Source organism: Solibacillus sp. FSL K6-1126, from assembly GCF_038003445.1.
GTDB lineage: Bacteria > Bacillota > Bacilli > Bacillales_A > Planococcaceae > Solibacillus > Solibacillus silvestris.
The window spans coordinates 4,055,648-4,067,821 of the sequence record NZ_JBBOPD010000001.1; the positions used below are offsets into that span (position 1 = coordinate 4,055,648).

Consider the following 12,174-nt stretch of genomic DNA (forward strand, 5'->3'; position numbering starts at 1 on the left):
TTATTTAATTAGAGGGCTTTACTCAATAAGCCCTTCTATTTTCACAAATCCCTAAGTCTATTAAAACGACAATAACCCCAAAATATTAAATTGAAACGTGGGTATTCCTTGTACTCAATTCCGTATTTTTTAATTAAAGCACTACACTACATTGAATAAGAGTAAATTGGATCTTTTACACACTCATTCTAAACTTGAGAATTTTGTTAAGTCTTTTCTACTTCCTATAGTGACTAGTAAATCTTCTGGTTGAAGCAACTCTTCAGGAGAAGGGGAAACAATGATATCATCATTTCTTACAATCGCAATAATACTGACATTAAATTTAGCACGAATATCAAGTTCTTTTAGATTTTTACCAATCATCCTTGAAGGAATCTTAACTTCCTCAATATTGTAATTTTTTGAGAGTTCAATATAGTTAAGCAAATTTGGTGAAAGGAGTTGATTGGCTACTCGTTCACCCATATCTCTTTCTGGATAAATGATCCAATCAACACCAATTGCCTCTAACACCTGTCCATGCCTTTTGCCAAGTGCCTTGGCAATAATTTTTTGCATACCTAAATTTTTTAAAAGTACTACTGTTAAAATGCTGGATTGAATATCATTTCCAATCGCTACAATTACACAGTCAAAGTTTGTAATACCTAATGAAGTAAGTGCCTTTTCTTCCGTAGAATCAGCAACCACTGCATCTGTTACGTAACCTTCAGCAGCTTCGACATTTTCTTCATCCAAATCGATTCCTAATACTTCTTGCCCAGCATCATGAAGTTTTCTAGCAATACTCGTTCCAAATCTCCCTAAACCTATCACAGCATATTGTTTTATTGCCATTTTATATCCCTTCCCTTTATTAATTAACCAATCATTATGTTCCCTTTTATATAGTGGAATGGTTCTTTTTTACGTCGTTTAGAAATAGCAAATCCAAGTGTTAACGGACCCAATCTCCCTACGAACATTGTTAATATAATAAGAATTCTTCCCGTTGGAGAAAGCTCGGGTGTTAATCCCATAGAAAGTCCTACGGTACCAAATGCTGAAGTTGCTTCAAATAAATATAGAATAAAGTTGTGGCCTGGTTCAGTGATGCTTAGCAGAAAGGTGACGATTACAACAATCATGATGCCACTTATCGCAACAGTAAGTGCTTTTAGAATACTCTGTATAACAATACGACGTTTAAATAGAACCACATCTTCTCTCCCTTTAAGTTGGGAAAGAGCTGTTGCCATTAAAACTGCAAAAGTAGATACCTTAATACCTCCAGCAGTCGATCCTGAACCTCCCCCAATAAACATGAGGAAAATAGTTAAGAATAATGTTGCATGAGTCAAATCTGCCATTGGTAATGTATTTGCCCCAGCCGTTCTTGGCGTTATACCATGGAACAGGGCACCGAGAGCTTTTCCTGTGGAAGACAACGGTCCTAATGTTTTATCATTACCATACTCAAATAGGAAAATTAAGATGGATGCTCCAACGATAAGCATTAGAGTTGTACTCAATACAACTTTTGAATGTAGTGAAATTTTACGTGTTACACGGTATTCATATATATCGTGTATGACAATGAAACCTAAGCCTCCTAAAACGATTAGAGAGCAAACCGTTAATACGACAAATGGATCATCAACGTATTCAGTAAGACTTTTAAATTCCCCCATCAAATCAAAGCCTGCATTATTAAAATTTGAAATTGAATGGAAGAAACCAAAATAAATTGCTTGACCAATCGGCATATCAAATGAAAATCTAATCGATAAAACAATACCTCCAATACCCTCCGCTATTACAGTGAAAATTAATATTCTTTTTACTAATTTGACGATATCAACAGTCGAAGCAGCATTAAAAGCTTCCCTTAATATAATCCTTTCTTTTAAAGAGATTTTTTTACCTAATAGAGTGAATAAAAAGGTTGCAAACGTCATAAATCCTAAACCACCAATTTGAATGAGCGACAAGATCACTAATTCACCAAACATCGAAAATGTATCCCCTGTATCTACTACCACTAGACCTGTAACACATGTAGCAGAAGTAGCTGTAAATAACGCATCTAGGAATGGAAGTCCTTTACCATCCTCTGTAGCTATGGGTAGAGTCAATAAAATAGCCCCTATTAGAATTAAAATGGCAAAGCCAATCACAAGAATTTTTGATGGATTAAGGCCCTCTTTAAAATTTTTCATAACTCTCTCCTAAAATAAAGTTAAAATTATATTTAACTATATACATGGTCCAAAGATTAAACTTAATATGTTTCCCCTCAATTCTGCTTATTATTCTAAAATGAACTTATGAACTTGTTTTTTCAATGCAAAAAAGACCGATTTAAACAAGCATTCATTTTGCTGTTAGCAACAAAAACAATACTTGAATAAGGCGGTCTCTATTATGACCTCCCTCGCTTTAGCCGACGAAGTTAGCTGACGGGTTAGGATGGCGAAAGAGTAAATATCATCCCTTCTGCAAATGCAGAATTAACCCCAAAAGATTGGGTCCTCCGTTCTCAATTGTTGAGATTTGGCTTTATTATGTTTCCTAATTACGAGCTTATTTTACTCCTGTGTATAACACTTGTAAACTGTTAAAATAAATTTATTTATAAGTTTCCTTACAATAACATTGTATGCTTAAACTTGATTTTTGTTGTATTAAACTGCTAACCAGTTTAAATACAAACCTACACAATACAAACTTTCCTTTAAAATTGTTATTCAACAATCTGGCCCTATTACTGTAAAAGCACAATTCTTTTTCAAGAATCGCGCCCGATCGTATTATTAGGTCAGCCAGAAAATATTTCTGGTTGACCATTTTTTATATCGATATATGATAGCGGTAGCCGGGGTAGAACGTAAGCGCCCGTGGGGCTATGACCCCGTCCGCAAAACAGTTCGCCCCCTACTTGTAGAAACATGTTTGAGGCTGGTTGGGACATTGATCTCGTATAACAAGCGAAGCTATGACACTACAAGGAGGATTTAGGGGTTACCGGCAATTATCATTTTGAAGGAGGAATTATAATGAATCCAGTCATTGGTCTGGATGTAGCTAAAGGTGAAAGTCAGGTTCAAGCATACTTGGAAAGAAAGAAGCCCTATAAGAAAAGTTTTAAAATAAAACATGATCTTGATGGATTAGCTATTTTATTAGATTTTATTAAAGAAATAGAAGTTATTACTGGAGAACGTCCCCCTCTTGTTATGGAATCAACAGGCCATTATCACGCACCGGTTGTTCAATATTTTGAGGAAAAAGGCTATTTAATAATTATCGTTAATCCACTCATCTCTTATAAAGCGAAAAGTTCTAGTTTACGAAAGGTAAAAACAGATATCATTGATGCCAATCATCTCTGCGAGCTGTATTATAAGGAAGATTTAGAGCCTTATAAAAGGCGTGGTATCCAAATTGCGAACTTACGTCATCTTACGAGACAGCACGATAATATTACAGGTATGTATGTACAAACTAAGCTACAATTTCAGGCAGTTTTAGATCAAGTTTTTCCGGAATATACTAAAGTTTTTGGAGACTTATATTCAGATGTTTCTTTAAAAATACTACATGCATTTCCTACTTCAGAAGACATATTGAAAGCCAACAATGAAGTATTAACAATTAAAATAAAAGAATTCTGTAATACTCGTTCTCTAGAATGGGCAAATCAACAGGCTGAAAAGTTAATGAATGCAGCAGCTCAAAACCCTTTTCAGAAGGCTTTATATTCTAGTCTTTCCCTAAGCTTAGATATGTATATTAAGATGCTCTTTGAATACAAAAAACATCTATCCCTACTTGAGAATGAGATAGATGCTTTAGCAAAAAGTATTGAAGAATCGAAGATTATAAGAACAATTCCCGGTATCGGAGAAAAAATCGCTGCCACGATTGTATCTGAAATTGGGGAAATTGAAAGGTATAATCATCCTAAGAAACTAGTCGCATTTGCCGGTCTTGATCCAAGTGTCTTTGAATCTGGGACATTCAAAGGTACTTATAACCGAATAACCAAAAGAGGCTCTAGCAGACTCCGGCAAGCTTTGTATATGGCTGTTAAATGTGCGATTCGTGACTGTCGAAAACAGAAAACAACGGATGAAATCCTGCCTCGGAATAAGAAATTACGGGCGTTCTATGATAAAAAACGTGAAGAAGGAAAACCGTTTAAAGTAGCTGTAATAGCTTGTGCAAACAAACTCTTACATTGGATTTATGCACTATTAAAAAACAAAACTTCTTTCCAAGACTTAGCTTGATTTAACAGTTTAACCAATTTAACCTGAACTTTCCAAATCAAATTTGGAAGGTTATTTGGTATGCACAAGTTTAGTATAACATGATATTTTTATTATTTTTAATATAAATTATTGACAACTATTAGCTGGTTTTGTTGAATATCAAAAAATGTTTAAACAATTAATCTTTAGTAGCGTATTATTTAAACCAGCCTCTTCTCTTAAACCAGATAAACATTGATATTCCCGTTATCCCCATAAGTCCAAGCGTAAGAAAATAACCATATTTCCACGTTAATTCAGGCATATTTTCATAGTTCATCCCATAAATCCCTGCAATAAATGTTAAAGGAGCAAAAATGGAAGTTATAATTGTCAGAATTTTCATTACTCTGTTTGTTTGATGTGAATTCAAGGAGAGATAGCTGTCTCTTATATCAGCTGTTAATTCTCTATCTGACATAATTGTGTCTGATAGTTTTAAAAGATGGTCATAAATATCAGAAAAATATTCTCTTCTTTCACTTATTTTAATTAAATGATGGGAATTTAACATACGGTAGAGTAAATCCCGCATCGGATTAACTGTATGCATTAGATTTAATAACATGTATCTTGTGTCGAATAGTTCAGTCATTAGGAAGTTCATCGATTTATGATTTATGTTATTTTCAATTTTGTCTAAATCATCTTCAATTTTATATATTATTGGAAAGTAATTATCTACAATTTTGTCCAAAGTTCGATAAAATACATAAAAGGGGTCCCATTTTTCAATGTTCTTTTGCAACACCCTTTCCCATATCTCATCAACTTCCTTTGATGGCTTAAGATGGAATGTGACAATGAAATTTACTCCAACAAAAAAATTTAATTCTTCTTTTATAATTTTTTTTTCTTCTTCTCGAACTATATGTGTAACAAAAAAAGTATAGTCATCGTAATAATCTAATTTTGGACGTTGAAGTCTATGTATACAGTCCTCAATAGCAAGCGGATGAAATCTAAAAGTATCTGCTAAATGTCTTATTTCTTCATCAGTTGGTTGATTAAAATCCACCCAAAACCATTTATAATTAGAAAAATTAATATTGCTTATAGAAATTTCCGTTTTCAAATTATTCTCATCCGTAATTCCAATGAAGTTAATCACTGTATTAACACCTTCTTAATAGTTATTTAAATATCATTCATTTCTTTTAAACTCAATTGTATTATTACTAAAATAAATTCAATAAAATAAAGTGTTAATCCTTTTTGGACTAACACTTTCATCAATGATTTTAGTTTAAAAAAACCTTTTTTTCCAAAATATCACTGCAGTCAAGCTTGATAAAATGAAAGAGATAATGAGTGCGATAAAAAAGGAATATGGGTATTGTTGAAATGGAATTGAAACGTTCATACCGTAAAAACTCGCAACCATTGTTGGTAAAGACAAAATAATAGTAATTGATGTTAAGAACTTCATAACGATATTTACATTATTTGAAATAATAGATGCAAAAGCATCCATCATTCCACTTAATATTGAAGTATGTGTTTCAGCCATTTCAATTGCTTGCTGATTTTCTATAATGACATCCTCTAACAATTCCTGATCATCTTCATACATTTTTAAGTAATTGCTTTTCAACATTTTTTGCATTACAATATTATTTGATTTTAATGAAGTTGTAAAATACACTAGACTTTTTTCTAAATTTAGTAATGAAAAAAGCTCTTTGTTTTTCATGGATTGATGTAGTTCTTTTTCAATTGCATCTGTTTTTTTGCTGATTTGTTTTAAATATTTTAGATATGAAGTTGCCATTGAATAGAGGATCTGGAATGAAAATCTTGTTCTTTTATAAGTGAAAAAATTCTTAACTTTATTATCTGAATAATTATGAAAAATCGGATTGTCTTTTAAGCAAACAGTGACAAAGCAATTTTTGGCTATAATCATTCCCAATGGTATCGTGTCATAGATAGGTATTTCATTTTCATCCTTTGACACCAAGGGAACATTCACAATAATTAGAATGTTGTCACCGTCTTTTTCAATTCTTGAACGTTCTTCTTCATCCAACGGATCTTTTAAAAATTCTAAAGGTACTTCCAATTCACTAGAAATATCAATAATTTCTTGCTCGTTTGGTGCTATTAAATTAACCCAACACCCATTTTGAATTTTTGTTATTTCTTGAAGAACTCCTTGCTTATTGGATAAGTAAATCTTTAACATTGGTAAAACCTCCTCATTGTTCAGGAAGTCAAAAATCTATACCATTCAAAGTTGAATTTTTAACAGTTTTCAAAATTCTACAGAATAGTTCATTTATGTCTTCCTTTTTACCAGAATCCGGTTCTGGTTCGTTACAATTATGACTACTCATAAAAATTCAACTCCTTATCCTAAATAAGTTATATCCTCACATATTCTACTTTGTAAGTGTATAATTGTAAACAAAATATGAACCTGCAACGTTAAGGAAACATTTTTACAACTTTTCAAAGTTTAACCTAGATAGATATTTAGGTGTTGTTCAACAATAGGGCCCTTAAATGCAAAAAGAGCCTTTCCTTATTCAAGGAAAGCGCCCGATTGTGGAATAAGAAACCCTGCCTACCAACAAATATTTTCTTAATACCTCGCAAATATTAAATAGGAATTCAATAGATAAACTCTTTAAAGGTAATTTCGTTATGTACACCATTCATTACCCGAGGTATTAGGAAAATTTCTTTTCTCTTAATTGCTTCTCTCAATTCAAATCCAAATATTGGATCTCCCTTTTTTTGAATTACTTTTCCTAAGAAGGAATTCGAACTCACTTTTAATATTCCAAATTGATCTAACCACCAGTACATACTTTTATTTAAAAACACTAAAGGTAAAGGATAATTTTTTACTAATTGCTAAGTATGTTTCTTTTTCCTTTGATAATTCTACTGCGATTTGAGCTCCACTATTTCCTCCACCTAATTAAATCAATCTATGCGAAACGTAAAGAAACGGTTGAGCGTGTCTTTGCGGATGCGAAAGAAAAGCATGGTATGCGATGGACAACTTTAAGGGGCCTTAAAAAATTGTCAATGCAGGCGATGCTACTTTTGTTGCCATGAATTTGAAGAAACTTGCCACATGGACTTGGCAAGGGGCTTAATAGAGGCATATTTCCTCGAAGAGGAGACTCTTTTACAGAATTCCAGGAACTAATTTGATAAAAGAAATGACAAAAGGCATCGAGAGACGGGCTCTCGATGCCTTTTGTCGACAATCTGACCCCACCCTTTAAGTGGAGTAGAAGATTTATTTACCTTAAAATAATGACTGCTATTCCAACTACAAAACAGTAGATTGAAAAGTAACCAAGTTTCCCTCTTTGCATAATATTAATAAACCACTATAACAAAAAATAGGAAGCAACTAAAGAGCAGTATGAAGTTCAATTACATTTACTGTATCCACGTACAATCACCCCTATCAGTTGCTGTTCTTTTTTGTTTTCCTTTTAACATAAATCGCCACTAAAATAATGAACAGCACGGCCAAGATTGCATAGGCGATGTTCGAATATATGTTCATATAATTGACAATATCATGCCATGATGCGCCAACTGCAGCACCAACTTTAGTCAAGACAACATTCCAAATCATAGTTCCCACTGTAGTAAGAAGGAAAAACAACCAAAAATTCATACGTGCCATACCTGCTGGGATGGATATTAAACTTCTGATTAAGGGAATAAATCTACAAAAGAAAACAGTCCAGACTCCATACCGATCAAACCATGACTGTGCCTTATAAATATCTTTTCTGGTAAGGCGTAAAAGGTGCCCCCATTTGTCCACAATTTTTTCGAGTCGATTTACATTAATTAACATTCCAATAGCATATAGTACAACAGCACCTGCCACTGAACCTGCAGTCGAGGCAACAACTACACCTAGAACACTCATATTTGTTGTTGTGGTCATAAAACCGCCAAAAGTTAGTATGACCTCTGATGGGATAGGTGGAAATATATTTTCTAACATAATTAAGAGAAATATCCCCATGTAGCCATAACTATTCATTATTTCTGTAATCCAATTTTCCATAAACTCTCCTTTACTTTGGTAAGATCTAAGTTTGTAGTAGTAAAAAGCAAAATCTTAAAAGCCACTATTAAAGTACCAAATAAGGAAGAAAACTTTACTGGTACAATGATTCAAAATTTTTAATGTCTAGTTTATATTTAACCACAAATTTGGAATCATGCACTTTAACTTCCTTTGCTATCCTTTTATAAATAAATCAACAAAAATACTTGTTCTTATAGAGAATTTTTTTCATATTGTTTCTCTTTATACATTTGGAAGAACCAAATGGCAACAGTTAGCCATATTGCACTAGCAAAGTATCCTCCGATAATATCGCTCGGATAATGTACCCCCAGATAAATGCTAGAGTTCGTTAATCACTAAAATCCCCCTCATCCAATTTTCACACAAAGAAACTCACAATAAATCATTCATAAGTCCAATATTGACAGTGCCATCAAACTTAACTTCCCCAAATGGTCGTTTGGTAACATTGCATAAAGTGATTTTATTCCACAATATGGCCCGATTATTCAACAAACTAAAACATTTTTCTCCAACTATCCTGTCCAGTTAGTACAATAAGAATCAAACTGAAAGTATTATTATAAAACATTTTATTTATGATCCATTCAACATAGATTTGCTTGTCGGGAACGTGTTTGCTTCCTCCAAAAAAATGTTGTTGCTGCAGATCAATCCAGTCTTTGTATACTTCTCCAAATGTGAATTTCATCAGTTTTATCGTAACCACTGCCCGGTTCTGGAGCAGAAAAGACCATTGTTCAGCCTCTTTTTAAGTAACAATCACCTCATTAATTTAATATTAGTATAATTAATACAAAAAACGTTCATAGAATTGTCTTATCAGTTAAATACATTGTTTATCCGATAATGACTTGCTCTTTTGGATAGTGATACTTATGTTTGATTGTCTTGCCTCCCATAAAGAATAAGAAGGTAAATATCCCAATTTTCCCAATAAACATTAACATCATAATTACGACCTTCCCGGCAGTGCTTAATTCAGGTGTGATACCAAGCGAAAGACCCACAGTACCAAAAGCAGAGGAAACTTCGAATAAAATTTCAATCAAAGAAAAGGCTGGCTCAATACATACAAGAATGATAACTGCTACACTGCAAAGCAACATCGCTGTCGTAAAGACGATGAATGACTTGATGATATCTTCTTCAACAATTTCCCTTTTGAATACTTTTACTGTCTTATCTCCTTTCGCATAATAATACATGGCGAGTAGCATGATTGCTAACGTTGTTGTCCTGATCCCACCGCCAGCACTACTAGGGGATGCTCCTATGAACATAAGAATGCATAGAAACAAATGGGTCGGCAGCGAGAATTCGCTTATGTCGGTGATGGCCATCCCACCAGTTCTCGATGAAATCGAATAGAACAAAGAATACATGAAAGATTGGTGCCAGGGCTTGTTTGCGTAAAAATGATTGTACTCAATAACAAAAATGAAAATGGTTCCGATTACAATAAGTAGCAAAAAAGTAACAGTTGTGATTTTCGTAAATAAACTAAACCGGAACTGCCTCTTTTTCTTATGCTTGAGCCACTCTCGGACTTCTATTAGAACTGGGAATCCAAGTGATCCAATAATATAGAACACCATATTAAAGGTCAGGACAAAATAATCTTTTGCAAACGGGATTAGCGACTTTCCTGTAATATCAAAACCAGCATTTGTAATGGCACTAACAGAGGCAAAGAATCCCTGTAAATAGGCCTCTTGCCAAGTTGGAAAGAATTTCAAGAAATATGTACCCAATACAACAGTCCCAAATAGTTCAATCACCACAAAGAATAAGAAAATCACTCGAACAAACCGAACGATTCCGGATATAGTGAAACTATTTTGTTCTTTCGTAATGAGTATTCGTTTCTGCATTCCTATTTTTTTCCTCAATAAAATCCAAATGAGTACTCCGAAAGTCATGATACCAATACCACCAAACTGTAGGATGACAGCAAAAATGAACGTCCCAGGAACACTAAGGAGTTGACTTAAATCAATTGTAGATAATCCTGTTACAGTTACTGCACTAATAGAAAGGAATACAGCATCAATAAATGATAACTCTGCATCTGGCTTTTGAGTTATAGGTAGCAATAATAAACGTTGTATATCTTAAATTTGATTTTAGTTGTACTAAACTGGCACATAGTACATTTCTTCACAATCTCACCTACTTCAGAATACACATCATTATGTTTAGATGGCTTGACCCCAAATACTTTTAATAAAAGTTGTGCTGAACCGTTTAATAGGGCAATAAAAGACTTTGATACTTGACCAAACCAATAAAGGGAAGGTGCTAATAACAATGTCATTTTATCGGCATACTGAATCGCTAAAGTTTTTGGCATTAATTCACCTAGTACCACATGTAGGAAAGTGACAACTGATAAAGCAATTGCAAAAGACAATGCTGTTGAAAGTGCTTCCCCTAAATTTAAGTAATCGAATACTGGTGCTAATATTTTTTCACTGTCGGCTCACCAAGTGCACCTAATATAAGTGCCGTAACCGTTATACCTAGCTGACACGCTGATAAATAATAATCTAAATCCTACGTTACCTTTTTGGCAATAATCGCTTTTTTATTTCCTTCAGATATGAGCTGGTCAATGCGGCGCTTTATAAAGTTCTCACACAAGAACTGGAAATTACTGGCCCTACCTTACTACAGACTGGAATGCTGAAAAGGAATCAGTCATTAAATTGGCATCACTAATGCCAACTGTGGCTGTAACAGGACACGGTATGCCGGTATCTGGTGAATTTTCAGAAAGCAGTTTGTAACAATTGGTGCACGAATTCGATGATATCGCAATCCCCGATTACGGTAAGTATGTAAATGTAATTTAAAAAAACATTAATGTAGTGTTTATGCCCTCTACCTTTTACAGGTAAAGAGCTTTAATTTATTAAATATACAATTACACTTTCATGGTTACGGACTATACTAAATAAGGGTATACTAGACGTAGATGAGAATATTATTCTTATTTAATATTTATCTTAAATGCAGCTCGGAGGAATGTAATTGGATATCTCTTTATTATTGGAATATGGTTGGGTATTATTATTGTTAATCGGCTTAGAAGGATTGCTTGCAGCGGACAATGCCCTCGTTTTAGCAATCATGGTTAAACATTTACCTGAAAAGGAAAGACGACGGGCACTATTTTATGGTCTCGCAGGTGCTTTCATTTTCCGTTTTGCTTCATTATTTATCATCACTTTCCTAGTAGACGTCTGGCAGGTTCAGGCTATTGGGGCTCTCTATTTACTGTTCATTGCAATCAATCATATTGTAAGGAAACTATACTTTAAAAATAAAGGACCAAAAAAGGAAAAAGAACAGAAAAAATCTGGTTTTTGGGGTACGGTTATAAAGGTCGAATTGGCGGACATTGCATTTGCGGTCGATTCAATCCTAGCCGCTGTAGCTCTCGCAATGACTTTACCTAATACGAATTTACCGCAGATTGGTGGCATGGATGGAGGAAAGTTCCTAGTTATATTTGCAGGCGGATTAATCGGGTTAATTATCATGCGGTTTGCAGCAAACTTTTTCGTGAAACTCCTTGAATCCAAACCAGGCTTAGAAATTGCTGCATTTGTAATAGTTGGATGGGTTGGTGTTAAACTTGCCGTATTAACTTTAAGTCACCCTGACGTGGGTGTCATTTCTTATGAGTTTGCCCATTCCCTTGAGTGGAAGCTAATTTTCTATGGCGTGTTAATTGCAATTGCACTATCTGGTTGGTTTTTATCTAAAGATAGTACAATAAAATCTCCTAAACAATAAATTTAA

8 protein-coding genes, 5 pseudogenes and 1 riboswitch are annotated in these 12,174 nt (G+C 33.9%); of the genes and pseudogenes, 4 read left to right on the forward strand and 9 right to left on the reverse strand.

Features of this window, described 5'->3' with window-relative positions:
• Positions 1-183: 183 nt before the first annotated feature.
• Entirely contained in the window at positions 184-840 is a 657-nt protein-coding gene (locus tag MHH44_RS20210) for a potassium channel family protein (RefSeq protein WP_340799439.1), read from the reverse strand.
• A gap of 23 nt (positions 841-863) precedes the next feature.
• On the reverse strand, positions 864-2,201 hold the full coding sequence (locus MHH44_RS20215; RefSeq protein ID WP_340799440.1) for a TrkH family potassium uptake protein: 1,338 nt from the start codon (positions 2,199-2,201) through the stop codon (positions 864-866).
• A gap of 207 nt (positions 2,202-2,408) precedes the next feature.
• Positions 2,409-2,551, reverse strand: a riboswitch (cyclic di-AMP (ydaO/yuaA leader).
• A 487-nt stretch (positions 2,552-3,038) separates the two neighbouring features.
• Between MHH44_RS20215 and MHH44_RS20220 the strand changes: the two genes are divergently transcribed.
• Positions 3,039-4,274, forward strand: a complete 1,236-nt coding sequence (locus tag MHH44_RS20220) for an IS110 family transposase (protein ID WP_340799441.1) — start codon at positions 3,039-3,041, stop codon at positions 4,272-4,274.
• 178 nt (positions 4,275-4,452) lie between these two features.
• Here MHH44_RS20220 and corA read toward each other — a convergent pair whose 3' ends face one another.
• Together corA and MHH44_RS20230 are read right to left on the reverse strand one after the other, a co-directional pair.
• On the reverse strand, positions 4,453-5,406 hold the full coding sequence (corA, locus tag MHH44_RS20225) for a magnesium/cobalt transporter CorA (RefSeq protein ID WP_340798683.1): 954 nt from the start codon (positions 5,404-5,406) through the stop codon (positions 4,453-4,455).
• Positions 5,407-5,541: 135 nt separating this feature from the next.
• Positions 5,542-6,480, reverse strand: a complete 939-nt coding sequence (locus MHH44_RS20230; RefSeq protein ID WP_340798684.1) for a magnesium transporter CorA family protein — start codon at positions 6,478-6,480, stop codon at positions 5,542-5,544.
• Positions 6,481-7,223: 743 nt separating this feature from the next.
• On the opposite strand from MHH44_RS20230, the pseudogene MHH44_RS20235 reads away from it, so the two are divergent.
• Positions 7,224-7,402 (forward strand): annotated as a pseudogene (locus MHH44_RS20235) (transposase); the annotation flags it as partial.
• A gap of 150 nt (positions 7,403-7,552) precedes the next feature.
• Here MHH44_RS20235 and MHH44_RS20240 read toward each other — a convergent pair.
• The 5 genes and pseudogenes from MHH44_RS20240 to MHH44_RS20260 all read right to left on the reverse strand — a co-directional run.
• Positions 7,553-7,672, reverse strand: a pseudogene (locus MHH44_RS20240) (undecaprenyl-diphosphate phosphatase); the annotation flags it as partial.
• Positions 7,673-7,722: 50 nt separating this feature from the next.
• On the reverse strand, positions 7,723-8,340 hold the full coding sequence (locus MHH44_RS20245; RefSeq protein WP_340798686.1) for a DedA family protein: 618 nt from the start codon (positions 8,338-8,340) through the stop codon (positions 7,723-7,725).
• Positions 8,341-8,555: 215 nt separating this feature from the next.
• Positions 8,556-8,690, reverse strand: a pseudogene (locus MHH44_RS20250) (phosphatase PAP2 family protein); the annotation flags it as partial.
• A gap of 516 nt (positions 8,691-9,206) precedes the next feature.
• On the reverse strand, positions 9,207-10,463 hold the full coding sequence (locus MHH44_RS20255) for a TrkH family potassium uptake protein (RefSeq protein WP_340799442.1): 1,257 nt from the start codon (positions 10,461-10,463) through the stop codon (positions 9,207-9,209).
• An 80-nt stretch (positions 10,464-10,543) separates the two neighbouring features.
• Positions 10,544-10,986 (reverse strand): annotated as a pseudogene (locus tag MHH44_RS20260) (CNNM domain-containing protein); the annotation flags it as partial.
• Positions 10,987-10,989: 3 nt separating this feature from the next.
• Here MHH44_RS20260 and MHH44_RS20265 point away from each other — a divergent pair.
• Together MHH44_RS20265 and MHH44_RS20270 are read left to right on the forward strand one after the other, a co-directional pair.
• Positions 10,990-11,156: pseudogene (locus tag MHH44_RS20265) on the forward strand (MBL fold metallo-hydrolase); the annotation flags it as partial.
• A gap of 244 nt (positions 11,157-11,400) precedes the next feature.
• The gene (locus tag MHH44_RS20270) at positions 11,401-12,168 is read left to right on the forward strand and encodes a TerC family protein (RefSeq protein ID WP_340799443.1); all 768 of its coding nucleotides are present in this window, start codon (positions 11,401-11,403) and stop codon (positions 12,166-12,168) included.
• Positions 12,169-12,174 lie beyond the last annotated feature (6 nt).

Excerpts from the sequence above, each read along its gene's own strand:
- MHH44_RS20210 (WP_340799439.1), bottom strand. The coding sequence starts at position 840 with ATGGCAATAAAACAATATGCTGTGATAGGTTTAGGGAGATTTGGAACG.
- MHH44_RS20215 (WP_340799440.1), bottom strand. The coding sequence starts at position 2,201 with ATGAAAAATTTTAAAGAGGGCCTTAATCCATCAAAAATTCTTGTGATT.
- MHH44_RS20220 (WP_340799441.1), top strand. The coding sequence starts at position 3,039 with ATGAATCCAGTCATTGGTCTGGATGTAGCTAAAGGTGAAAGTCAGGTT.
- MHH44_RS20230 (WP_340798684.1), bottom strand. The coding sequence starts at position 6,480 with ATGTTAAAGATTTACTTATCCAATAAGCAAGGAGTTCTTCAAGAAATA.
- MHH44_RS20245 (WP_340798686.1), bottom strand. The coding sequence starts at position 8,340 with ATGGAAAATTGGATTACAGAAATAATGAATAGTTATGGCTACATGGGG.